The 21,420-nt window shown below is 66.2% G+C and carries 25 protein-coding genes; 10 read left to right on the forward strand and 15 right to left on the reverse strand.

The window, feature by feature from the left end:
* Positions 1-92: 92 nt before the first annotated feature.
* The 4 genes from R2601_RS01600 to trxB all read right to left on the reverse strand — a co-directional run bounded on the left by R2601_RS01600 (position 93) and on the right by trxB (position 5,336).
* Positions 93-1,379: a flavin-containing monooxygenase gene (locus R2601_RS01600; RefSeq protein WP_007792510.1), complete on the reverse strand. Its 1,287-nt coding sequence runs from the start codon at positions 1,377-1,379 to the stop codon at positions 93-95.
* Positions 1,380-1,532: 153 nt separating this feature from the next.
* Positions 1,533-1,850 carry a hypothetical protein gene (locus tag R2601_RS01605; protein WP_007792511.1) on the reverse strand — a complete coding sequence of 106 codons (318 nt, stop codon included), beginning with the start codon at positions 1,848-1,850 and terminating at the stop codon, positions 1,533-1,535.
* Positions 1,851-2,012: 162 nt separating this feature from the next.
* Positions 2,013-4,091: a bifunctional sulfate adenylyltransferase/adenylylsulfate kinase gene (locus R2601_RS01610; protein ID WP_007792513.1), complete on the reverse strand. Its 2,079-nt coding sequence runs from the start codon at positions 4,089-4,091 to the stop codon at positions 2,013-2,015.
* A gap of 240 nt (positions 4,092-4,331) precedes the next feature.
* Positions 4,332-5,336 carry a thioredoxin-disulfide reductase gene (trxB, locus tag R2601_RS01615; protein ID WP_007792515.1) on the reverse strand — a complete coding sequence of 335 codons (1,005 nt, stop codon included), beginning with the start codon at positions 5,334-5,336 and terminating at the stop codon, positions 4,332-4,334.
* Between the two features lie 310 nt (positions 5,337-5,646).
* On the opposite strand from trxB, the gene R2601_RS01620 reads away from it, so the two are divergent.
* The gene (locus R2601_RS01620) at positions 5,647-6,147 is read left to right on the forward strand and encodes an Lrp/AsnC family transcriptional regulator (protein ID WP_007792516.1); all 501 of its coding nucleotides are present in this window, start codon (positions 5,647-5,649) and stop codon (positions 6,145-6,147) included.
* Between the two features lie 15 nt (positions 6,148-6,162).
* Here R2601_RS01620 and R2601_RS01625 read toward each other — a convergent pair whose 3' ends face one another.
* From R2601_RS01625 to lgt, 5 genes are all read right to left on the reverse strand, one after another.
* Positions 6,163-6,843, reverse strand: coding sequence for a Hint domain-containing protein (locus R2601_RS01625; RefSeq protein WP_040544267.1), 681 nt, complete (start codon positions 6,841-6,843; stop codon positions 6,163-6,165).
* A 347-nt stretch (positions 6,844-7,190) separates the two neighbouring features.
* Complete coding sequence (locus tag R2601_RS26880; protein WP_007792520.1) at positions 7,191-7,334, reverse strand: hypothetical protein; 144 nt, start codon at positions 7,332-7,334, stop codon at positions 7,191-7,193.
* A gap of 147 nt (positions 7,335-7,481) precedes the next feature.
* Positions 7,482-8,237, reverse strand: coding sequence for a peptidoglycan editing factor PgeF (gene pgeF / locus R2601_RS01630; protein ID WP_007792523.1), 756 nt, complete (start codon positions 8,235-8,237; stop codon positions 7,482-7,484).
* The gene (locus tag R2601_RS01635) at positions 8,234-9,298 is read right to left on the reverse strand and encodes a class I SAM-dependent methyltransferase (RefSeq protein WP_007792525.1); all 1,065 of its coding nucleotides are present in this window, start codon (positions 9,296-9,298) and stop codon (positions 8,234-8,236) included. The genes pgeF and R2601_RS01635 overlap by 4 nt, the downstream gene beginning before the upstream one ends.
* Positions 9,295-10,182: a prolipoprotein diacylglyceryl transferase gene (gene lgt / locus R2601_RS01640; protein ID WP_007792526.1), complete on the reverse strand. Its 888-nt coding sequence runs from the start codon at positions 10,180-10,182 to the stop codon at positions 9,295-9,297. The genes R2601_RS01635 and lgt overlap by 4 nt, the downstream gene beginning before the upstream one ends.
* A 95-nt stretch (positions 10,183-10,277) precedes the next feature.
* On the opposite strand from lgt, the gene R2601_RS01645 reads away from it, so the two are divergent.
* The 4 genes from R2601_RS01645 to R2601_RS01660 all read left to right on the forward strand — a co-directional run bounded on the left by R2601_RS01645 (position 10,278) and on the right by R2601_RS01660 (position 13,384).
* Complete coding sequence (locus tag R2601_RS01645; RefSeq protein ID WP_007792528.1) at positions 10,278-10,523, forward strand: accessory factor UbiK family protein; 246 nt, start codon at positions 10,278-10,280, stop codon at positions 10,521-10,523.
* Positions 10,524-10,863: 340 nt separating this feature from the next.
* Positions 10,864-11,334, forward strand: coding sequence for a 50S ribosomal protein L15 (gene rplO / locus R2601_RS01650; RefSeq protein WP_007792530.1), 471 nt, complete (start codon positions 10,864-10,866; stop codon positions 11,332-11,334).
* A 110-nt stretch (positions 11,335-11,444) separates the two neighbouring features.
* Positions 11,445-12,809 carry a preprotein translocase subunit SecY gene (gene secY, locus R2601_RS01655; protein ID WP_040544269.1) on the forward strand — a complete coding sequence of 455 codons (1,365 nt, stop codon included), beginning with the start codon at positions 11,445-11,447 and terminating at the stop codon, positions 12,807-12,809.
* On the forward strand, positions 12,806-13,384 hold the full coding sequence (locus R2601_RS01660; RefSeq protein ID WP_007792534.1) for an adenylate kinase: 579 nt from the start codon (positions 12,806-12,808) through the stop codon (positions 13,382-13,384). Before secY ends, R2601_RS01660 begins: the two co-directional genes overlap by 4 nt.
* A gap of 146 nt (positions 13,385-13,530) precedes the next feature.
* On the opposite strand, the gene R2601_RS01665 is transcribed toward R2601_RS01660, so the two are convergent.
* A complete protein-coding gene (locus R2601_RS01665; protein ID WP_254656024.1) occupies positions 13,531-13,914 on the reverse strand; it encodes a BLUF domain-containing protein in 384 nt (127 codons plus the stop codon).
* Between the two features lie 294 nt (positions 13,915-14,208).
* On the opposite strand from R2601_RS01665, the gene rpsM reads away from it, so the two are divergent.
* The 4 genes from rpsM to rplQ all read left to right on the forward strand — a co-directional run bounded on the left by rpsM (position 14,209) and on the right by rplQ (position 16,696).
* Positions 14,209-14,577, forward strand: coding sequence for a 30S ribosomal protein S13 (gene rpsM, locus R2601_RS01670; protein WP_007792541.1), 369 nt, complete (start codon positions 14,209-14,211; stop codon positions 14,575-14,577).
* Positions 14,578-14,592: 15 nt separating this feature from the next.
* Positions 14,593-14,985: a 30S ribosomal protein S11 gene (rpsK, locus tag R2601_RS01675; RefSeq protein WP_007792543.1), complete on the forward strand. Its 393-nt coding sequence runs from the start codon at positions 14,593-14,595 to the stop codon at positions 14,983-14,985.
* A gap of 115 nt (positions 14,986-15,100) precedes the next feature.
* Positions 15,101-16,117, forward strand: coding sequence for a DNA-directed RNA polymerase subunit alpha (locus tag R2601_RS01680; RefSeq protein ID WP_007792545.1), 1,017 nt, complete (start codon positions 15,101-15,103; stop codon positions 16,115-16,117).
* A 159-nt stretch (positions 16,118-16,276) separates the two neighbouring features.
* Positions 16,277-16,696 (forward strand): 50S ribosomal protein L17, encoded by a 420-nt coding sequence (gene rplQ, locus R2601_RS01685; RefSeq protein WP_007792547.1) that lies wholly within the window; start codon positions 16,277-16,279, stop codon positions 16,694-16,696.
* Between the two features lie 75 nt (positions 16,697-16,771).
* Here rplQ and R2601_RS01690 read toward each other — a convergent pair whose 3' ends face one another.
* Both R2601_RS01690 and R2601_RS01695 read right to left on the reverse strand, forming a co-directional pair.
* Positions 16,772-17,227: a host attachment family protein gene (locus tag R2601_RS01690; protein ID WP_007792549.1), complete on the reverse strand. Its 456-nt coding sequence runs from the start codon at positions 17,225-17,227 to the stop codon at positions 16,772-16,774.
* Between the two features lie 10 nt (positions 17,228-17,237).
* Positions 17,238-17,438, reverse strand: coding sequence for a hypothetical protein (locus tag R2601_RS01695; RefSeq protein WP_007792551.1), 201 nt, complete (start codon positions 17,436-17,438; stop codon positions 17,238-17,240).
* A 121-nt stretch (positions 17,439-17,559) separates the two neighbouring features.
* On the opposite strand from R2601_RS01695, the gene R2601_RS01700 reads away from it, so the two are divergent.
* The gene (locus R2601_RS01700; protein ID WP_007792554.1) at positions 17,560-18,948 is read left to right on the forward strand and encodes a trypsin-like peptidase domain-containing protein; all 1,389 of its coding nucleotides are present in this window, start codon (positions 17,560-17,562) and stop codon (positions 18,946-18,948) included.
* Positions 18,949-19,134: 186 nt separating this feature from the next.
* Here the strand turns inward: R2601_RS01700 and R2601_RS01705 are convergent, their stop codons facing one another.
* The 3 genes from R2601_RS01705 to R2601_RS26885 form a co-directional block, all read right to left on the reverse strand.
* Positions 19,135-20,385 carry an aminotransferase class V-fold PLP-dependent enzyme gene (locus R2601_RS01705; protein ID WP_007792557.1) on the reverse strand — a complete coding sequence of 417 codons (1,251 nt, stop codon included), beginning with the start codon at positions 20,383-20,385 and terminating at the stop codon, positions 19,135-19,137.
* Entirely contained in the window at positions 20,382-20,570 is a 189-nt protein-coding gene (locus tag R2601_RS01710; protein ID WP_007792562.1) for a DNA gyrase inhibitor YacG, read from the reverse strand. The genes R2601_RS01705 and R2601_RS01710 overlap by 4 nt, the downstream gene beginning before the upstream one ends.
* The coding region (locus tag R2601_RS26885) for a ribonuclease E/G (RefSeq protein WP_007792564.1) at positions 20,567-21,420 on the reverse strand (854 nt) is incomplete at its 5' end. The genes R2601_RS01710 and R2601_RS26885, both read right to left, overlap by 4 nt.

Consider the following 21,420-nt stretch of genomic DNA (forward strand, 5'->3'; position numbering starts at 1 on the left):
GCTTCATGGAGCATTGCACCCGCGAGATCTCGGACAGCCACATCCCCGGCATGGACGCGCCGCCCGCAGCCACGCGCCCCGCCTGAAGCGCGTCAGCCCGCCTGTGCGACCGCCGGCGCCCGGCGCCGGGCGGCGTCATCGTAAGCGGCATAGCTTGCCTGGATCGCGATCTGGTCGGCGACATGGCGCGCGTCATGCCAGACGCCCCATATGAAGCTCGACCCACGCCGCGACTGCCAGGGCAACCCGAGGAAATAGATGCCCGGCTCTTCCGAGACGCCGCGCTGATGGCGGGGCACGCCCTTTTCGTCGAACGTGTCGACCTCGAGCCAGCCGTAATCGACCGCGTAGCCTGTGGCCCAGATCACCGAGGCAATGCCCGCCTCGTCCAGATCCAGCGCGGTGACCGGGTTGGTCAGGCAGTCGGGCTCGGGTCCAAAGACCCGCGCCTCCGGCTCCTCCGGCAGGTCGAGCCCGTTGCGCGCGACATAGGCATCGGCCTCGTCGAGCAGGGCAAGGTAATTTTCATCGCCGCGCCGCACCTGCAGCGCCACATCATCGGCAAAGCGCAGCGTACCGCCCGCCTCCGAGAGTGTCCGCCCGAGCAGCGTGATGCCTTGCGCCGCAAGCCTTCGGAAATCCACCGTCTCGCCGCCGCGCGCGCCGCTCACCGCGATGGTGACATGCTCGCGGCCGGGCTCCTGTGCTGCGAGGTCCCATTTGCCGAGCACGCCCAGCCACCAGACGAAGTCGCGCCCGCGGTAGCGGCGCGGGGGGCGGTCATGCGGCCCGACCGAGAGGTAGACCTTGCGCCCCGCACGCGACAGCTCGTCGGCGATCTGCACGCCGGACGAGCCCGCGCCCACCACCAGCACCGCCCCCTCGGGCAACTGGCCGGGATTGCGATAAGCGTTGGAATGGATCTGATGCAGGCTGTCGCGCGCGGCGATCACGTCCGGCATCACCGGGCGCTGAAACGGCCCGGTCGCGGCGACTACGTTGCGGGCCTCGATCGGCCCGTCCGAGGTCTCGACCCGGAAGCCCCGCCTGCCCTCGAGCCGACGCACCAAGGTGACTTCGACGCCACAGCGCAGCGGCGCGCCGATCTGCTCGGCATATTGCACGAAGTAGTCGGCCACCTTCTCTTTCGGGATAAAGGCCTCGCCATCACCACCGGGGAAATCGAGGCCGGGAAATCGGTCATGCCAGGCCGGTCCGTTGGCGACCAGGCTGTCCCAGCGCTCCGAGCGCCAGCGCTCGGCGATGCGGGCGCGCTCGAGCACAAGATGCGGGATGCCGGCGCGGCCCAGATGCTCGCTCATGGCGATCCCAGCCTGCCCGCCGCCGACCACCAGGGTGTCGATTGTCTCGAGTGTCATCCGCGCGTCCTCTCCTGTGCCGTGGCGCTGTTGCGCCCGAAAATCTCGGCCCCCGTGATACGGAGAGGAATGGCTTCGGAAAATGACAATCTCCCGCAGCGTTGCTTCGGAAAATCCTACCCAAAGACCGCCAGACCGTGCAAGGACGGCAGGTCAGCGCCGAAGAAGGCCCCGCAGTTCGGTCTTCTTTTGGGAGTCGCTGTAATCGCCGTGGATGATGGCGCGCACGCGGCCCCATTTCTCCGGCGGGATGCTGGCGGGGTCGGTGCCCGGAAGCAGGAAGACCACCTGCTGTTGCTCGCCGGTCGTGAGCTCGTTGGGCCGTCCCATGCTCATCGCGAGTCGGTCCCCCGCCTTGATGGTCGTGCGGTCGCCCGCCGCGGGCTCGTCGATGCGGCCATGATTGCGCGCGGCCTGCGCAACACCGGCCACCGTCACCGCGGCGGCGAGGAGAATGATGAAGAGTTTCATGGGCAGGCTGCCTTTCCGTCGTTTGTCCCGAGGATAGCCCAACGGGCGTGACGAGCAAGCCGAGCCGCGCGCGGCATCGGAGCATTCCCGCCGCAGCCGACACGCGAGAAGGGCCACGCGCGGTGTCGCGCATGGCCCCGGTTCCTCTGGCGGAAAGCTGGCTCAGTGGCCGGCGATCAGGCCCATGCTCTCGAGCTTCAGGATCACCTGATGCGCGCAGTTGTCAACATCGGTGCCCTCGGTCTCGACCCGCAGCTCCGGGTTGGCCGGAACGTCGTAGGGATCGGAGATGCCGGTGAACTCCTTGATCTTGCCTTCGCGGGCCAGCTTGTAGAGGCCCTTGCGGTCACGACGCTCGCACTCTTCGATCGTGGTCGCCACGTGCACCTCGATGAAGGCACCGAACTGTTCGATGTCCTCGCGCACCGCGCGGCGGGTGGCCGCGTAAGGCGCGATGGGCGCGCAGATCGCGATGCCGCCGTTCTTGGTGATCTCGGACGCCACATAGCCGATGCGACGGATGTTGAGGTCGCGGTGCTCCTTCGAGAAGCCCAGCTCGGAGCTGAGGTTCTTGCGGACGATGTCGCCGTCGAGCAGCGTCACCGGACGGCCACCCATCTCCATCAGCTTGGTCATCAGAGCGTTGGCGATGGTCGACTTGCCCGAGCCCGAGAAGCCGGTGAAGAACACGGTGAAGCCCTGCTTCGAACGCGGCGGCTTGGTGCGGCGCAGCTCGGCCACAACCTCGGGGAACGAGAACCACTCGGGGATCTCGAGGCCTTCCTGAAGACGACGGCGCAGCTCGGTGCCCGAGATGTTCAGGATGTTGACGCTGTCCTTGTCGGCGATCTCGTCGGCGGGCTCGTACTGGGCACGCTCTTCGACGTAGACCATGTGTTTGAACGGCACCATCTCGATGCCCATCTCTTCCTCATGCGCCTTGAACAGCTCCTGCGCATCGTAGGGACCGTAGAAGTCCTCGCCGGCGGAGTTCTTGCCCGGGCCCGCGTGGTCGCGGCCGACGATGAAGTGGGTCACGCCGAAGTTCTTGCGGATCAGGCCGTGCCAGACCGCCTCGCGCGGGCCGGCCATGCGCATGGCGAGCGGCAGCAGCGACATCGAGGTGGTCGAGGCCGGGTACTTGTCGAGCACCGCCTCGTAGCAGCGCACGCGGGTGAAGTGATCGACATCGCCCGGCTTGGTCATGCCGACGACCGGGTGGATCAGCAGGTTGGCCTGCGATTCACGGGCGGCGCGGAAGGTCAGCTCCTGGTGGGCGCGGTGCAGCGGGTTGCGGGTCTGGAACGCCACCACCTTGCGCCAGCCGAGCTTGCGGAAATAGGCGCGCAGCTCGTTGGGCGTGTCGCGGCGGGCGCGGAAATCGTAGTGCACCGGCTGCTGGATGCCGGTGACCGGGCCGCCGAGATAGATCTTGCCGGCGTGGTTGTGCAGGTAGTTGACCGCCGGGTGCGCGTCGTCATCGGCGCCGAAGACCTTCTCGGCTTCCTTGGACTTGTTCGGCGCCCACTTGTCGGTCACGGTCATGGTGGCGAGGATCACGCCTTCCTGATCGCGCAGGGCGATGTCCTGACCGATCTCGATCTTGTCGGCGAAGTCTTCCTTGACGTCGAGGGTGATCGGCATCGGCCAGAGCGTGCCGTCGGCCATGCGCATGTTGTCGACCACGCCGTCGTAGTCCTCTTCACCGAGGAAGCCCTTCAGCGGGTAGAAGCCGCCATTCATCAGCAGCTCGAGGTCGCAGATCTGGCGCGGGGTCAGATCGTGCGAGGTCAGCTCGCCGGCTTCGACCTTGAGCTTCTGGGCGCTGTCGTACGAGACGAACAGCTCGGGAATGGGAGCGAGATTGTTCTGCATGAATCTGGTCCTGTTAGTGGAGGGAACGTAGCCGCTGGCGGTCCCGGTCAGTTCGGCGTGAAGCGCCTGGTACTCGAGGAACTTCCGCGCCAGAAAGCGGTCCGTGAGCCGGGCCTTTTCAGCCGCACCGCGTGAAGTCAGGGAATAGGCGAAGCGCTGGCGCCGGTCCGGCCCAGAGCGTTCGCTGATGGTGATGAACCCGGCTTCGGCTGCGGCCCGAAGCTGCGCATTGAGACGCCCCAGAGACACGCCGATGGCCGAGGAGATCTCTCGCTGCGATGCGTGCGGCGCCACGTCAACGTGACGCAGCAGCCGGAACAGCGGGCCTTCCTCATCGGTAATCGGTTTTGCACCAGGGGTGGACATAAATAGACGACTCAAAGTGTGTTCACGAATGAACGCATTGCACAGACCGCGACCTCAGGAAAGGAAAAATTGCTGCAGGCGCATAATTCCGCCGCCTGCGACGCTCAAAGTTGCGAAGATGCGCCAGACCGGGCCTTCAACCAAAGATTGTCGCCCGCGCGTCAACGGCCGGAACAGGGCTGAAACGAAGAAGGGGCGCGCCAGCGGCACCCCCCTTCCAGAGTTCGCAGTCCTTGCGGCTCAGCCGGCGACCGGGTTTTCGGCGCCGTAGCCCAGCGGCTCGGAGACATCCTTGCCCTCGTCGACACCCTGTTCCGCCAGCCAGCGCTCGGCCTCCAGCGCCGCCATGCAGCCCATGCCGGCGCTGGTCACCGCCTGGCGGTACTTGTGGTCGGTCAGGTCGCCGGCCGCGAAAACGCCGGGGATCGAGGTCGCAGTGCTGTCGGGCTGGGTCTTCACGTAACCGCCCATATGGGTCTCGAGCACGTCCTTGACCAGTTCGTTGGCCGGCGCGTGGCCGATGGCGACGAAGACACCCTTGCAGGGGATCTCGGTGATCTCGCCGGTCTGCACGTTCTTGGCGCGCACCGCGGTGACGCCCTTGGGGCTGTCCTCGCCCACCACTTCCTCGAGCGCGTGGTGCCAGAGCGGCACGATCTTCTCGTGCTTGAGCAGGCGGTCCTGCAGGATCTTCTCGGCGCGCAGCTCATCGCGACGGTGGATCAGCGTCACCTTGCTGGCGAAGTTGGTCAGGAACAGTGCTTCTTCCACGGCAGTGTTGCCGCCACCGACCACCACGATCTCCTGGCCGCGGTAGAAGAAGCCGTCGCAGGTGGCGCAGGCCGAGACGCCGAAGCCCTTGTAGGCCTCCTCGGACTCGAGACCCAGCCACTTGGCGCGCGCGCCGGTGGCAAGGATCACCGCGTCGGCGGTGTAGGTGGTGCCGCTGTCGCCATGTGCCACGAAGGGACGCACGTCGAGGTCGAGCTTGGTGATGATGTCACCGATGATCTCGGTGCCCATGGCGCGGGCATGCGCCTCCATGTTGACCATCAACTCGGGGCCCTGCACCTCGGTGTGGCCCGGCCAGTTCTCGACCTCGGTGGTGGTGGTCAGCTGACCGCCCGGCTCGAGCCCCTGCACGAGGATCGGCTCGAGCATGGCGCGCGAGGCGTAGACACCGGCGGTGTAGCCGGCCGGGCCGGAGCCGATGATCAGGACCTTGGTGTGGCGGGTATCGGACATGGGACAATCCTCGGACAAAGCGTTTCGCGCTCATATAGTCGGCTTGCCCCGGCAGCGAAAGCCCCGCCCCGAAGCGCTTGCCGTTTCCGCGGCAGCGCGGCATAAGGCGGCGGAACCACCCCGCCGCTCGCAGCCGAACAGATGTTCGCGCCAACGGTCGCCAGGGCGGTCACCTCAACCTGACAGTGTCATGATGGAATAATCAGCGCCTCTGCGCATGAGCGCTTAATATTCTTTCACTAGAGTGAAACTTTATTGCGCCACGCCGCCGGGGTGGTATAACAATCGCGAAATCAAAAGAGGTATGACGATGCCCGGGAACCGGCTCGATCCGATCGATCGCAAGATTCTGGCGGAGCTGCAGGCCGATGGCCGCATGACCAATGTCGAGCTCGCCAAACGTGTCGGGATCTCCGCCCCGCCCTGCCTGCGCCGGGTGCGCACGCTCGAGGAACAGGGCTTCATCCGCGGCTACCACGCCGATGTCGATCCGCGCGAACTGGGCTTCGAGGTTCAGGTCTTCGCGTCGGTCGGACTGCAGAGCCAGGCCGAGGTCGATCTGCGCGCCTTCGAGGAGCGCTGTCGCAACTGGCCGCTTGTACGCGAGTGCCACATGCTCAACGGCGAGGTTGATTTCATCCTGAAATGCGTGGCTCCCGACCTCTCGACCTTTCAGAGCTTCCTGACCGGAGATCTGCTCACCGCCGAGAATGTCGGCAGTGTGAAGACCTCGCTGGTGATCCGTGGCGCCAAGGACGAGCCGGGCGTGCCGTTCGACGTGCTGGAGGAGCGGCTGAGCCGCTCCGCCTGAGGCCGCCGCTTCGGATCAGAGAGAGGTCAAGCTGTCGATCACCTCGCGCGTGGTGCGGGTGAGGCTGAGCTCGCCGAAATCCTCGGCCTGTCCGATATTCGGGAACAGCGACAGGAACAGCGCTGCGGTGCTCTCGCCCATCGAACGAACGAGCGACTTGCCAGGGTGATAGCTCTCCATCTCGATACCGCCGATCCGCATGGTGGCGTGGCGGCCAAGCATCAGGTGGTAGAGCTGCACCGAGCCCACCGGCGTCACCTCGACGATGCGGTCGCCGTCGGCGAAATCCGCCACCGGCACCAGAACGGTCTCGCGACCGATCAGCGATTTCAACCGGTCGCGGCGCATCACCATGTGCGCCGCCGGTCCGACAAGCACGTCGACCATCGGGCGGCCGGGGCCGAAACTGTCGGCGGTGATGCGCGACAGCGAGGCCAGCGTCGTGGCATCGTCCGGAATGCCAGGCACATAGGTGGTCGACCCGATCCAGGTGACCGGCTGCGCGCCGGCGCTGCTCTCGACGTAATCGCCGGGCAGCAGATCCTCGATGGCGACCGGGCCGCGCACAGTGGGAATCAGCGTGCCACGCGCGAAGGCGGTGCAGGCCTCTTCGAAGAGCGGCTGGGCCGGGGCGATCTGGCTTTTGAATGAAATCGAGAGATCGGGCATCAGCGCCGAGGTCTCGTACTTGCGCATCAGGGCAGAGCTGCGGCGCGGGCGCGGTTCGGCGCGGTGCGACACGGGTTTGCGGGGAATCTGAAGAGAAACCGACCGGGTTGCGGACTCGAAGGACTGGTTAAGACTAGACACGTGAACACCCCTTAAAGGACTGGTCACAACCGTGTTGGCCCCCACCAACAACAACAGAAGGACTGTTGTAAAACGAATGATGACAGATAGGACCCAATGCCCCGGGTATGTCAAAATTTAACCGGATTTGACCGAATTATCGCGATCAATCCGGTCAAACGCTGATGATTGTTCCCTTGGCAGGGGTCAATTCGCCGAAACTGGCCAAAACCGAGGCGAATCGGGATCGGGTTTCAGGCCCGCTTCAGAACCGGGGCCTGTCCTTTGCGGCGCGCGATGGCCGCGTCCCGCCGCGCGCCGCGCGCCCAGGGAAGCTCCATCTCCACCGACTTTGCGGTTGCGACGGCGGACTTGATGAAACGGCTCGGCTTTTTCATGACACTGCTCCTGCTCGGTCTTTTTCTCGCCTGTACTGCAGCGTCCAAGCTGCGGGCTTGTTCAGACCATGACGGGAGATTGGGGCGCCTTTTTGACAAAGCGCGGACAATTTCAGGGGCTTGGCGCGTTTGTTTCCGAAACGAAGATCAGAGCCGGATCGCCGAGATCAGCCGACCGTAATCCGCCTCGCGCTCGTGCACCGAGCGGCGGAAGGAATAGAAGCGCTGCGGGTCGGAATAGGTGCAGTGACGGGTCCATTCCGCCTCGACCCCGGCCTCGCGCAGCTTGTGCAGGCCAAAGCCCGGCAGATCGAAATGCATCCGGTCGCCCTCGCCCCCTGCGAAGAAACGGCCGTTCACCGGATCCACGCTCATGAAGGTCTCGAAGAACTCCGGCCCGACCTCGTAGGCGCGCTGGCTGATGCTCGGGCCGATCACCGCGCGAATACGCTCACGCGTTGCGCCGAGCCCGACCATGGCGGCCACGGTCTCTTCCAGCACGCCGTCGATGGCCCCGCGCCAGCCCGCATGGGCTGCCCCGACCACGCCGGCCTCGGCATCGGCGAACAGCACCGGCTGGCAGTCGGCGGTGAGCACCGCGATCGCCAGCCCCGGCGTGGCCGTGACCATGGCGTCGGCCTCGGGCGCCGGCCCCTCATGCGGCCCCTCGACCACAACCACCTTCGAGGAATGGGTCTGATGGACATTCACCAGCTGCCCGACCGGCACGTCCATCGCGTCGGCGGCGCGGGCGCGGTTGATCGCCACGATCTCGGACTGGTCCGACGAGCCGTTGCCGCAGTTCAGACCCGCGAACACCCCTGACGAGGCCCCGCCCTTGCGGGTGAAGAAACCATGCCTCAGGGGAACGAGGCTTTGCGAAGTGATGATCTCAAGCGTCATGTGTCCAGTAGTCCGGGCGGTGGGGCTGCGCCTTCCGGGAAGGCCCCGAGTGTCTTGAACAGCGAACCCATTTCCTCGGGGTGCGTCAACCGGCGATGTGCGGCGACGTGGCTGTCGAGCTGCGCTCCGCTGAGCCGTGCCGCTAGCGCGCGCGCGCGGTCGGTGATGCCCAGCCGCTCTAGGAAGACGCCCTGCGGCGTAAGCGTGGTGGTGGCGCAGGGCATGGCGGTGGCAAGCGCGCCGAAGTCCACATGCGCGGTGAGGTCGGCCGTGCCCGGGGCGTCGAGCGGAGACACCTTGTCGTGCCGGCGCACCGCCTGGAAGGTGTCGCCGAGGCTGCGCGCGCTGCCGTAGTCGACGATCAGCGCCGCGCCACCCTGCGACGCGATGCGACGGCCGATGTCTTCGGCGATGCCGGTGGCCGGGGCGCAGGTCTCGACAAGGTCGCCCTCGCGCGTGTCGGCAAGCCGGTGTTCAAGCTCGCCGTGCGGCGCGGGCTCGGTGAGGCCGAAGGCGAGCCGCCCTTCCGAAAGGCCGACCACGCGCTCGCACCAGCCCTCGCCAGAGCGCAGGAACTGGCGGATCGGCAGCGCGTCGAAGAACTCGTTGGCAAGCAGGTAGAGCGGCGCCTCGGGCAGGTTCGCGACGCTGTCGTGCCAGACCGGCATCAGCGGTGCGAGCCTGCGGTGCTGCTCGTCGCGCAGGCGCGGCGAGGTCTCGACAAGGTGCAGACGCGCCGCCTCGAGCATGCCCGGCACGCCGCGCATGGCGCGGGTGGCGTCGGCCATCAGCGTGCCTCGCCCCGGCCCCAGCTCGGCCAGCACGAAAGACGATGGCCGCCCCTGCTCCAGCCAGCACTGCGCAAGGCATAGACCCAGAAGCTCGCCGAACATCTGGCTGATCTCGGGCGCGGTGGTGAAATCTCCCGCCGCGCCCAGCGGGTCACGCGTCGGGTAATAGCCGTACCGCGGATGGCCGAGGCAGGTGGCCATGTATTCGGCGATGGTCATCGGCCCCTCGGCTGCGATGCGCCGGTGCAAGATCTCCTCGAGCGGGCTCATGCCCGCCGCCTCGCCGCGACCAGCAGCGCCACGCCGATGAGAATCATCGGCAGCGACAGGATCTGCCCCATGGTGAGACCGAAGCCGCCCACCTGAAAGGCCAGCCCCAGCGGGTTGCCCGGCGAGACGAACTGCGCATCGGGCTGGCGGGCGAACTCGACGATGAAGCGCGCGAGGCCATAGCCCGCGAAGAAGGTCCCCACCACGATGCCGGGCCGCTTGAGCGCGCCGCGCGCGAAGGCCAGCCAGATCAGCACGGCGCCGAGGATCAGCCCCTCGAGCCCGGCCTCGTAGAGCTGCGAGGGATGACGGGCGCAAAGTTCCCCCGCGGCCTGGCCGCAGGCCTGCGCCGCCTCACCGGGGAAGATCACGCCCCAGGGCAAATCAGTGGGCCGGCCCCAGAGCTCGGCATTGACGAAGTTGGCGATCCGCCCGAGCAGCAGCCCCGGCGGCACGGCAAGCGCCATCAGGTCGGCGGTGGGCATCAGGCGGATGCCATGCTTCAGGCAGAAGCCGAGCGCCGCCACGATCACCCCCAGCAGCCCGCCATGGAACGACATGCCGCCGTGCCAGATCATCAGGATCTCGCCGGGATTGGAGAGGTAATAGGCCGGCTGGTAGAACAGCACGAAGCCCAGCCGTCCGCCGAGGATGATGCCGAGGATCACCCAGGTCAGCAGCTGCTCGAGCTGCTCCGTGCTCATCGGCGGACTCTCGTCGCGCCAGAGCCGGACGCGGCGCAGCGCCGCCGCGGCGAGCTGCCAGCCGAGCAGAATACCGGCGATATAGGCCAGCGCGTACCAGCGCAGGGCGAACTCGAAACTGCCGATCGAGATCGAGAACAGTTCGGGCGAGAGCGAGGGGAATTGCAGGGCGGCTTTCATGGCCGCATGAGTGCCGTCGCTTTGGCGGCGAAGTCAACCTTGAGGCCGGCGGCTGCAGGGCCCATATTGATGACAACATCGTATCAGGAGCACCCATGCAGACCCGCAACAAGGTATTCGACGACATCTCGCAGCTGATGACCAACGCCATGGGCGTGGCACAGGGCGCCAGGGACGAGGCCGAGACGGCGATGAAGTCGATGATCGACCGCTGGCTGGCCGATCGCGATTTCGTCACCCGCGAAGAGTTCGACGCGGTCCGCGCCATGGCGCAGAAGGCCCGCGAAGAGAACGAGGCGCTGAAGGCCCGGCTCGACGCTCTGGAAAAGGGCGCGGACTGACCGCCCGCCCTGGTCCGTGACAAGGCGGGGGCGCTGCCCCCTCTTGGCGCTGCGCGCCAATTCACCCCCGAGGTATTTTGAAACCAGAGAAGCCATGTGCGCCGCGCCCCTGGCTTCTCTTCGTCAAAAATACTCCCGCCAGAGGGAGGCCGTCGAAAGACGCCGCGGTGCCTTCGGGCATGGGCGCCGCTCTCACCTCAGGGGAGCGCCGGCGCCCTTGCTTTGTACCGGCCTCTGGGGTACAGGCCCCCGGTGGCCTTGCGCCACTGATTCAGAAAACCAAAAAACGCCGTGGTTGGCCCGTTCGCTTCGGGGTCACATCCGGCAATGGAGAAGCGACATGAAACTGAATGAACTTCGCGACAATCCTGGCGCCGTCCAGTCCAAAAAGCGCATCGGCCGCGGCCCGGGTTCGGGCAAAGGCAAGATGGGTGGCCGTGGTATCAAGGGTCAGAAATCGCGTTCGGGTGTGGCCATCAACGGCTACGAAGGCGGCCAGATGCCGCTCTACCAGCGTCTGCCCAAGCGCGGCTTCAACAAGCCGAACCGCAAGAGCTACGCTGTCGTCAACCTCGGCCTGATCCAGAAGTTCGTCGACGCAGGCAAGCTCGACGCGGCATCGATCACCGAGGACAGCCTCGTGGCATCGGGCCTCGTGCGCCGCAAGCTCGACGGCATCCGCGTGCTCGCCAAGGGTGACGTCACCACCGCCCTGACCATCGAGACCACCGGCGCGTCGAAATCCGCCGTCGAGGCAGTCGAGAAAGCCGGCGGCGCTCTCAAGGTCACGACCGCGGCGGCCGCAGAATAAGCGGGTTGTGAGCGGTGAGACTGCCGCTTACATAGGACCCCACGTTTTCCACGAACGCCGCCGGAGCCGGAAAGCGCTTCCGGCGGCGTTCTGCCTTCGAGAGGACCCGCATGGCATCCGCTGTGGAACAAATGGCCGCCAACACCAGTTGGGCGGCGCTTGGGAAGGCCACTGACCTTCGCAACCGCATCCTATTCACCCTCGGCCTTCTGATCGTCTACCGGCTGGGCACCTTCATCCCCGTCCCCGGAATCGACGGCGGCGCGCTCCGCGACTTCATGGAGCAGGCCGGCCAGGGCATCGGCGGCATGGTTTCCATGTTCACCGGCGGCGCGCTGGGACGCATGGGCATCTTCGCCCTCGGCATCATGCCCTACATCTCGGCCTCGATCATCGTGCAGCTCCTCGCGGCCATGGTGCCGGCGCTCGAGCAGCTCAAGAAAGAGGGCGAGCAGGGCCGCAAGAAGATCAACCAGTACACCCGCTACGGCACGGTGCTTCTGGCGCTGTTTCAGGCCTATGGCCTTGCGGTGTCGCTCGAGGCCGGCGACCTGGCCCACGAGGCTGGCTGGTATTTCCGCGCCGCCGTGGTGATCACGCTGGTCGGCGGCACGATGTTCCTGATGTGGCTGGGCGAGCAGATCACCGCCCGCGGCGTCGGCAACGGCATCTCGCTGATCATCTTCGTCGGCATCGTGGCCGAGATCCCCGCCGCACTGGCGCAGTTCTTCGCCTCCGGCCGTTCCGGCGCCATGAGCCCGGCGATCATCGTGGGGGTCATCGTCATGGTCATCGCGGTGATCATGTTCGTGGTGTTCATGGAACGCGCGCTGCGCAAGATCACCATTCAGTACCCGCGCCGCCAGGTCGGCATGAAGATGACCGAGGCGCAGCAGTCGCACCTGCCCGTCAAGGTCAACCCGGCGGGCGTGATCCCGGCGATCTTCGCCTCCTCGCTGCTGCTGCTGCCGACCACCATCGCGACCTTCAGCCAGGCTGGCTCGAGCGGTCCGGTGATGTCGACGATCCTTGCCTATTTCGGCCCCGGACAGCCGCTTTACCTGCTGTTCTTCGCCGCGATGATCGTCTTCTTCGCCTACTTCTACACCTTCAACGTGTCGTTCAAACCCGATGACGTGGCCGACAACCTGAAGAACCAGAACGGCTTCATCCCGGGCATCCGCCCCGGCAAGCGCACCGCCGATCACCTCGAGTACGTGGTCAACCGGATCCTGGTCGTGGGCTCGGCCTATCTGGCCGCGGTCTGCCTCCTGCCCGAGATCCTGCGCTCGCAGTACGCGATCCCGTTCTATTTCGGCGGGACATCGGTTCTCATCGTGGTATCGGTGACCATGGACACCATTCAGCAGATCCAGAGCCATCTGCTGGCACATCAATACGAAGGTCTTATTCAGAAGTCGCAGCTCCGCGGTAAGAGTAAGACCCGCAAGCGGAGGGGACCTGCACGCCGATGAACATCATTCTTCTTGGACCGCCGGGCGCCGGCAAAGGCACACAGGCCGGATTTCTCGTCGAGGAGCGTGGCATGGTCCAGCTCTCCACCGGGGACATGCTGCGCGAGGCGAAGGCCTCAGGCAGCGAGATGGGCAAGCGTGTCGCCGCGATCATGGATGCGGGCGAGCTGGTCACCGACGAGATCGTCATCGGCCTGATCCGCGAGAAGCTGCAGACCACCAAGGCATCGGGCTTCATCTTCGACGGCTTCCCCCGCACGCTGAAGCAGGCAGACGCGCTGGGTGAACTTCTGACCGAGATGGGCCAGAGCCTCGACAAGGTGATCGAGCTGCGCGTCAACGACGAGGCGCTGGTGGACCGCATCGTGGGGCGCGCCGAGGCTGCCATCGCCGCAGGTGAAAAGCCGCGCGCCGACGACAATGCCGAGAGCCTCAAGAAGCGCCTGATGGAGTATTACAAGCAGACCTCGCCGCTGATCGGGTACTACTATGCCAAGGGCATGTATTCACGCATCGACGGCATGGCCTCGATGGACGAGGTCAAGGCGGCACTGGGCGCGAAGCTCGACAGCTGATCGCTGCTGACCAACACAAGACAAAGGCGGGCCCCAGGGTCCGCCTTTTTCGTTTTGACGACAGCCGCGCCCTCTCCCGAACTCATGCCAGCGTCACTCTCTCAGACCCGACGCTTGCGGATTTGCGGTGACGCCCCTGCACGCGGTCAGCCCGAGACACCTGCAATCCGACCGACCCTACCGAACGCGAGCAGGACGGCCTTGGGTGGCCCGGCGAAGCTGCGTTCCAGCACCGCGCTGTCCTCGGCCGACAGGCTGCCGTAGCCCATCGACCAGCCAAGGAAGCTGCGCTCCCGGACCTCGCGCTGCATCCGCAGCACGATCTGGTAATGCCGCGGATCGAGATGAATGCGGTTGTAGAGGCTTTCAAGCACGCGCTGCGGCCCTTCCAACACCTGGCAGAAGCGGTCCGTGTCGCGCAGGAGATAGCCCGTCACACCGCCGGAGCGATTGTTTCGCATCGCCTCCTGGAGAATGTCGTAATCGGACGAATGGCCTCGCGGATGTCGCGACAGACTTGTATAGAGCATCTGGGTGATCATATCGGGATCAGACCCCGTGCTCGGGCGGGAGATGTGGTTCTCGGTCGTCATATCCGGACAAACGCGCCGGTGCGGCGCGAGGTTCCGACATTGGGGTTGACCCTTGCTCCGAATCCTCATACCCACCCGCATCTCTATCAGAGAATCAATGTTTGCGGGGTGGGTCGCTCCCCTACCGCAGATCACCTCATCAGCGGACAGCCCGACGGCGATCTCGCCTCGGGCTCATGTTGTGAAAAAAGGTTCTGGCACTACGGAACCGCAACGAAAAGGAACAGAGATTTGGCACGTATCGCCGGCGTCAACATCCCGACCAACAAACGGGTGCCGATCGCCCTCACCTACATCACCGGTATCGGCCACACCTCGGCTCAGCAGATCTGCGAGGCCGTGAACATCGATGCGACCCGTCGCGTCAACGAGCTGTCCGACACCGAAGTCCTCGCCATCCGTGAGCACATCGACGCCAACTTCACCGTCGAAGGTGACCTGCGCCGCGAAGTTCAGATGAACGTCAAGCGCCTGATGGACCTCGGCTGCTACCGTGGCCTGCGTCACCGCCGCAACCTCCCCGTCCGCGGTCAGCGGACCCACACCAACGCGCGTACCCGCAAGGGCCCCGCGAAGCCGATCGCCGGCAAGAAGAAGTAAGGGAGGCTACTCGATATGGCACGTGATACCCGTCGCGGAGGCAAGAAGAAGGTCTCCAAGAACATCGCCGCAGGCGTGGCGCATGTGAACTCTTCGTTCAACAACACCAAGATCCTGATCTCGGACGTGCAAGGCAATGCGATCTCCTGGTCGTCCGCCGGCACCATGGGCTTCAAAGGCTCGCGGAAATCGACCCCCTACGCCGCTCAGCTGGCCGCAGAAGATGCCGGCAAGAAAGCGCAGGAACACGGCGTGAAGACGCTGGAAGTCGAAGTCCAGGGCCCCGGCTCGGGCCGTGAATCGGCCCTGCGCGCGCTGGCCGCCGCAGGCTTCAACATCACGTCGATCCGCGACGTGTCGCCGATCGCGCACAACGGCTGCCGCCCGCCGAAGCGCCGCCGCGTCTGATCTATCGTTACAACAAGGTGGGGCCCTGCCGTCGTGCGGGGCCCCGCCTTACGTCATTTCAACCTCGGGCGTCTGAGCCTTTGGACATGGGGCACGGACAGGAATGGAGGGACGCATGATCCACAAGAACTGGGCTGAACTGATCAAGCCGACCCAGCTGGAGGTTCGCCCCGGCGCCGACCCGAGCCGCGTGGCCACCGTCGTCGCCGAGCCGCTCGAGCGCGGCTTCGGTCTGACCTTGGGCAACGCGCTGCGCCGGGTGCTGCTGTCGAGCCTTCAGGGTGCGGCCATCACCAGCGTGCAGATCGACAACGTGCTGCACGAATTCTCCTCCGTCGCGGGCGTCCGCGAAGATGTCACCGACATCGTCCTGAACCTCAAGGGCGTCTCGCTGCGCATGGAAGTCGAAGGCCCCAAGCGCCTCTCGATCAACGCCACCGGCCCGGGCGCCGTCACCGCAGGTGACATCGCCGAGACCGCCGGCATCGAGGTGCTGAACAAGGATCACGTGATCTGCCACCTCGACGATGGTGCCGATCTCTATGTCGAGCTCACGGTGAACACCGGAAAGGGCTACGTCTCTGCCGACAAGAACAAGCCGGAAGACGCGCCCATCGGCCTGATCCCGATCGATGCGATCTACTCGCCGGTCAAGCGCGTCGCCTACGAGGTGCAGCCGACCCGTGAGGGCCAGGTTCTCGACTATGACAAGCTGACCATGAAGGTGGAAACCGACGGTTCGGTCACGCCCGAAGACGCGATCGCCTTTGCTGCCCGCATCCTGCAGGATCAGCTGTCGATCTTCGTCAACTTCGACGAGCCCGAAGCGGCTGGCCGTCAGGACGAGGACGATGGCCTCGAGTTCAACCCGCTCCTTCTCAAGAAGGTGGACGAGCTCGAGCTGTCGGTGCGCTCCGCGAACTGCCTGAAGAACGACAACATCGTCTATATCGGCGACCTGATCCAGAAGACCGAAGCCGAGATGCTCCGCACCCCGAACTTCGGCCGCAAGTCGCTGAACGAGATCAAGGAAGTGCTGTCCTCCATGGGTCTTCACCTCGGCATGGATGTCGAGGACTGGCCGCCGGACAACATCGAAGATCTCGCCAAGAAGCTCGAAGACCAGTTCTAAGAGCCTCTCAGAGACAAGGAACGGGGCGCGGTGAGAGGGCGCCCCGTTTCCTTCCCCGCAAGGGGATCCGGGCATCTGCCCCAAGGTGAGCGGTCCGCAACGCATGGGCCGCCTGACAAAGCAAAACCGCCCGTAGAGGGCAAATCGGAGTAAAGAGACATGCGTCACGCAAAAGGCTACCGCCGCCTCAACCGCACCCACGAGCACCGCAAGGCACTGTGGGCAAACATGGCCGGCTCGCTAATCGAGCACGAGCAGATCAAGACCACCCTGCCCAAGGCCAAGGAACTCAAGCGCGTCATCGACAAGCTGATCACCCTCGGCAAGCGCGGCGACGTGCACGCCCGCCGTCAGGCTGCCGCCCAGCTGAAACAGGACAAGGACGTCGCGAAGCTGTTCGAAGTGCTTGGCCCGCGCTACGCCGAGCGTTCGGGCGGCTACTGCCGCGTGCTGAAAGCCGGCTTCCGTTATGGTGACATGGCGCCGATGGCGATCATCGAGCTGGTCGACCGCGATGTCGACGCCAAGGGCGCAGCCGACAAGGCCCGCCTCGCAGAGCTCGAGGCCGCAGAGGAGTAATCCTCGCGACCCACGACCAAAAGAAAGGCGCCGCAGAGATCTGCGGCGCCTTTTTTGTTGCCCGGTATCAGCCGCTCAGGCGGCGTCGAGCTCTTTCTTGACCAGCGACTCGATCTTGTCGACCGGGTGATTGGTCAGGGTCTTGGGCACCTCGGCCACCACCTTGGCAGCGACCTCCTTGTGCATCTCGCGGCGCAGATCGCCCAGAACCTGCGGCGAGGCCACCAGCACCAGCTCGTCGAATGCGCCCTTGTGCGCCTCCTCGTAGAGATGCTCGGCCAGATCCGCGGCAAAGCGCTCCTTCTGCAGTTCGTGCCAGTCGGTGTCGTCCATCGACGAACGGTGCCCCATCCCGGTGTCGTGCATCCGGCCCGGCTTGTTGGCGCCTTGCTCACGGTCAGAGGGGTTTTCCTGCTCCTCTTCGTCGAACACGTCGAGGTTGGGGTCATCGTGATCGGTGAGATTGCGCAGGAACAACGCCTTCTCGCTGTCGGTCACGACCACCCAGGTGCCCTTCTTCAGTTCGGTCATCGTCCTCTCCTCAGTCGCTCTGTTTCTCTTCCGACTTGCGCACCCGCGTGACGCCCGGCCGGTCCTGCTCGGCCCGCTTGAGCAGGTCGCGCGTGCCCACTTGCCGCTCGGTCGCGCCGCCGGCGCGGCCCTGCTGGTCAGGGGTCTCGGTGCTGTCGATATACTCTTCGGTCTCGCGGCGACCGTCCTCGGATCTGTAGCGCTCGGCCATGGGATCCTCCTTTCCTCGGTTGTGCCCAGACAACGCAGACATCGCTTTTCGCGTTCCGTCTCATCGTCTTGAAACCGTCGGCGCGCGCGGGCATATCCGGTCAGCACAGGAGGATCATACCATGCTTCGCACCGTCGTCGCAGCGCTCGCCGCCCTCACCCTATGCCTCGCCCCCAGCGCCTCCCCTGCCGAGACGAGGGTGCCCGAGAGCCAGGCCGAGATCTCGCTCAGCTTCGTGCCGCTGGTGAAGCAGGCGACGCCGGCAGTGGTGAACATCTACGCCCGCCGCACCGTCGAGACCCGCAGTCCCTTCGCGGGCGATCCGCTCTTCGGCAACCTGTTCCGCGAGTTCGGCGGCCGACCGCGGGTGCAGAACTCGCTGGGCTCTGGCGTGATCCTCTCGGACGACGGCATCGTGGTGTCGAACTACCACGTGGTGGGGCAGGCCACCGACATCCGCGTGGTGCTCAACACCGGCGAGGAATACGCCGCCACCGTGCTGCTCGGCGACGAGGAATCCGATCTCGCCATCCTCAAGCTCGAGGGCGCCGGGGACATGCCGTATCTGGCGCTGCGCGACAGCGACACGGTCGAGGTGGGCGAGCTGGTGCTTGCGATCGGCAACCCCTTCGGCGTGGGCCAGACGGTGACCTCGGGCATCGTCTCGGGGCTGGCCCGCTCCGGCACCGCCACCGGCAACGCGCGTGGCTACTTCATCCAGACCGATGCGCCGATCAACCCGGGCAATTCCGGCGGCGCGCTGATCGACGTGAACGGCGACCTCATCGGGGTCAACACGTCCATCCTGACCCGCTCGGGCGGCTCCAACGGCATCGGCTTCGCCATTCCCTCGGCGCTGGTGGCCCAGTTCGTCGAGCAGGCCCGCGCCGGCAATGACGGCTTCGCCCGGCCCTGGGCCGGGATGACCGGCCAGCCGGTGGACGCGGACCTGTCGGAGAGCCTCGGGCTCGGCCTGCCCGGCGGCGTGCTGATCGCCGCCATCCACGCCGAGAGCCCGTTCGCCAAGGCGGGGCTCGGGGTCGGCGACGTGGTGCTTGCGGTGGACGGCCAGCCAGTCAACACGCCGCCCGAGATGATCTACCGCATGTCGGTGGCCGGGCTCGGCCACGTGGCCCGCATCCGTTATCTGCATGACGGCGAACGGCGCGAGGCCGAGGTCGAGATGATCGCCGCCCCCGAAACGCCGCCGCGCGATGCGGTGACGCTGGACGACCGCGCCGTGCTGCCGGGCCTGTCACTGGCACGGATGAACCCGGCGGTGGCCACGGAGCTTGATCTGCCGATGGCTGCCGAAGGCGTCGTGGTCACCGATCCTGGCCTCTATGCTGCCCGCATCGGCCTGCGCCGCGGTGATATCCTGCTGACGATCGACGGCCGCGCCGTCACCGATCCGGACAGGGTCGACCGGCTTCTCCGCCGCGCCGCGCCGCGCGTGGAAATCGAGGCGCTGCGCGGCAACCGCCGCTCCATCGTGCGCTTTCGCACGTGAGCCCGGCGCGCCGCCCTACTCAGGCGGCAGCACCTGCGTCACCGGCAGATGCCTCCGGCGGGAGTATTTTTGAGGAAGAGAAGACAGGAGCGCCGCGCCCTGCCCTTCTCTGGTTGTCAATACCTCGGGGGAGTCGCGGCTTGCCGCGGCGGGGGCAGCGCCCCCATGCCACCGCGGGGCCAGCGCTCAGCCGAGGATCCGCTTAACCGCCGACAGGAAGGCCGCGACCTCGGCCTCGGTGTTGTAATGCGCCAGCGACACGCGCACGCAATCCTCCTGGCCGAGCGGCGTGAGGATGTTGCCCGAGTAGTGATCCGCCTTGCGGGTATGGGTACGGATGCCGTGCTCCGACAGCGCCGAAACCAGCTCCGGAGACGCACGCCCTGCGGCGTAGAAGCTCACCAGCCCCTCGCGGGCCGGGTTGTCGGTGCCGCCGACGATGCTGACGCCTTCCATCTCCGCAAGCCCCGGCAGGTTGCCGGTTCCGTGCAGCATGGCGTTGGTGAGCGCCGCCTCGTGGTCATGGATCGCGCGGCCCGCCGCCTCGATCCGCGCGCGCGGGTCGGTGGCGTCGGAGACCCGGCTGCCGAGCCATTCGAAATACTCGACCACGTCCGAGAAGGTGGCATAGGCGCCGGTGTCGCGGGTGCCAAGCTCCCAGTTGCCCTGAGGGCCGCCCACCAGCGCGTCATGCTGCAGCGCGCTGAGCCGGTCCGAGGCCCAAGCCACGCCGTAGCCGTGGCGCGAGAACACCTTGTAGGGGGAGACCACATAGCCGTCGATGTCGTAGGAGGCGATGTCGATGCCGCCGTGACAGGCGTGCTGGATGCCGTCGACGATGATCAGCGCCTCGGGCGCCTTGGCACGAATTGCCTTCGCGATCCCGGCCACGTCCATGCCCATGCCGGTGACCGGCGAGGTATGCAGGATGGTGGCCACGCGGGTGTCCTCGGTGACGGCCTCCGCATAGACCTCGGGCGTCACGACGCCGGTGGTGTCGTCATGGGCGACCAGCACATGAGGCTTGCCCGCCACCTCGGCCCAGCGGGCACAGGCGCTGCGCGAGGCCGGGTGTTCGACCGTGGAGCCCAGCACGATACCCTCGGGCGTGCCGAGGCAGGCATCGGCGATGAGCCGGAACAGCAGCTCGGTGCCGCTCTCACCCACGAAGACCTTGCCGCCGGGCGCGTTGAAGAAGGTCGCCGCGTCCTCGCGCGCCTTGGCGATGATCTCGCCGAGCGCGGCGGAGGCGGGGTTGTCGCGGCCCTGATTGTCGGGGATCGCGGCGAAGCGGGCCGAGGTCTCGACCACGGAATTCAGCGTCAGCGCGCCGCCGGCATTCTCGAAGAACACCCGCGGCCCGGTGAAGGGGCAGGCCTCCACATGGGCGAATTTCGACCGGATCTCGGTGAGCAGCTCGGGGGTGATGGTGGTCAATGCTTGGTTTCCTCTTGCCGGGCCTTCTCGGCGGCCTCGATGGCCTCCTCGATATCCTCGGGATCGGTGGACGGGATGGCGTAGCTGCCCGAGACCCATTTCGCGAGGTCGATATCGGCGCAGCGCCCGGAACAGAACGGACGGTATTTCGCCTCGGTCGGCTTGCCGCAGATCGGACAGCTCATGACAGAACCTCGCGCAGCGGCATGCGCTCGCGCTTGCGCTGCAGCTCCATCAAACCAAGCTGGGTCCAGCCGGCAAGGATGGTCTCGGTGGCATCCTGCTTGAGCGCGGCGCGCAGCACCTGCTCCATCTGGCGACGGTCCTTCTTGGGCGCCGGGGCCGGATCGACGAGGATCTGACCGCCAAGCCCGCGCAGGCGCAGCTGGCGCGGCAGTTCGCGCAGCGCCGCCATGTTGGCCTTGAGACCGGCGGCGGGCGAGGTGTCGTTGCCGGTGTTGATGTCGATGGCGACCAGCGCGCGGGTGGGCTCGATGTACATCGAACCGCCCCCCGGGAGCGCGACCATCGGCGAGCGCAGATCCTCGAGCGCGTCGAGGACGTTGTGGCGCTCGAAGCTGCCGGGCTTGCCGTCGACATCGTCGCTGTCCCACTCGCGCCACGCCAGCGCGTGCGGGCCGTCGCCCTCGACCAGCGTCTCGGGCTCGCCGCTTGCGTCGGCCATCACCTGCGCCGCGAGTTGCACCATGGCGGCGATATCCTCGGCGATGTCGTCGGGATCACCCGTGGCGCAGGAAGAGCGCAGGATCAGCCCGTGATCGCCCTCCATCACCTCGTGCGCGACGCCCAGCAGCGTGTCGCGCAGATCGTCATCCTTGATCTGGCGCGAGACGTTGAGGCCCGGCGCGCCCGGGGTGACGATGGCATAGCGCGACTTGAACAGCAGCCGCGTGGTGACCGGGATGGCCTTGCCGGGCTCGGCAAATCCGGTGACCTGCACCAGCAGCGCGTCGCCGGGGGCAAGCCCCTTGACCTGCCGCAGGAAGGCGTTGCCGTCCGGGGTGCGCAGGAACA

Source organism: Salipiger bermudensis HTCC2601, assembly GCF_000153725.1.
GTDB lineage: Bacteria > Pseudomonadota > Alphaproteobacteria > Rhodobacterales > Rhodobacteraceae > Salipiger > Salipiger bermudensis.

Bases quoted from the DNA above. Each gene is read 5' to 3' on its own strand.
- R2601_RS01600 (WP_007792510.1), bottom strand. From the start codon at position 1,379: ATGACACTCGAGACAATCGACACCCTGGTGGTCGGCGGCGGGCAGGCT.
- R2601_RS01605 (WP_007792511.1), bottom strand. From the start codon at position 1,850: ATGAAACTCTTCATCATTCTCCTCGCCGCCGCGGTGACGGTGGCCGGT.
- R2601_RS01610 (WP_007792513.1), bottom strand. From the start codon at position 4,091: ATGTCCACCCCTGGTGCAAAACCGATTACCGATGAGGAAGGCCCGCTG.
- trxB (WP_007792515.1), bottom strand. From the start codon at position 5,336: ATGTCCGATACCCGCCACACCAAGGTCCTGATCATCGGCTCCGGCCCG.
- R2601_RS01620 (WP_007792516.1), top strand. From the start codon at position 5,647: ATGCCCGGGAACCGGCTCGATCCGATCGATCGCAAGATTCTGGCGGAG.
- R2601_RS01625 (WP_040544267.1), bottom strand. From the start codon at position 6,843: ATGCGCAAGTACGAGACCTCGGCGCTGATGCCCGATCTCTCGATTTCA.
- R2601_RS26880 (WP_007792520.1), bottom strand. From the start codon at position 7,334: ATGAAAAAGCCGAGCCGTTTCATCAAGTCCGCCGTCGCAACCGCAAAG.
- pgeF (WP_007792523.1), bottom strand. From the start codon at position 8,237: ATGACGCTTGAGATCATCACTTCGCAAAGCCTCGTTCCCCTGAGGCAT.
- R2601_RS01635 (WP_007792525.1), bottom strand. From the start codon at position 9,298: ATGAGCCCGCTCGAGGAGATCTTGCACCGGCGCATCGCAGCCGAGGGG.
- lgt (WP_007792526.1), bottom strand. From the start codon at position 10,182: ATGAAAGCCGCCCTGCAATTCCCCTCGCTCTCGCCCGAACTGTTCTCG.
- R2601_RS01645 (WP_007792528.1), top strand. From the start codon at position 10,278: ATGCAGACCCGCAACAAGGTATTCGACGACATCTCGCAGCTGATGACC.
- rplO (WP_007792530.1), top strand. From the start codon at position 10,864: ATGAAACTGAATGAACTTCGCGACAATCCTGGCGCCGTCCAGTCCAAA.
- secY (WP_040544269.1), top strand. From the start codon at position 11,445: ATGGCATCCGCTGTGGAACAAATGGCCGCCAACACCAGTTGGGCGGCG.
- R2601_RS01660 (WP_007792534.1), top strand. From the start codon at position 12,806: ATGAACATCATTCTTCTTGGACCGCCGGGCGCCGGCAAAGGCACACAG.
- R2601_RS01665 (WP_254656024.1), bottom strand. From the start codon at position 13,914: ATGCTCTATACAAGTCTGTCGCGACATCCGCGAGGCCATTCGTCCGAT.
- rpsK (WP_007792543.1), top strand. From the start codon at position 14,593: ATGGCACGTGATACCCGTCGCGGAGGCAAGAAGAAGGTCTCCAAGAAC.
- R2601_RS01680 (WP_007792545.1), top strand. From the start codon at position 15,101: ATGATCCACAAGAACTGGGCTGAACTGATCAAGCCGACCCAGCTGGAG.
- rplQ (WP_007792547.1), top strand. From the start codon at position 16,277: ATGCGTCACGCAAAAGGCTACCGCCGCCTCAACCGCACCCACGAGCAC.
- R2601_RS01690 (WP_007792549.1), bottom strand. From the start codon at position 17,227: ATGACCGAACTGAAGAAGGGCACCTGGGTGGTCGTGACCGACAGCGAG.
- R2601_RS01695 (WP_007792551.1), bottom strand. From the start codon at position 17,438: ATGGCCGAGCGCTACAGATCCGAGGACGGTCGCCGCGAGACCGAAGAG.
- R2601_RS01700 (WP_007792554.1), top strand. From the start codon at position 17,560: ATGCTTCGCACCGTCGTCGCAGCGCTCGCCGCCCTCACCCTATGCCTC.
- R2601_RS01710 (WP_007792562.1), bottom strand. From the start codon at position 20,570: ATGAGCTGTCCGATCTGCGGCAAGCCGACCGAGGCGAAATACCGTCCG.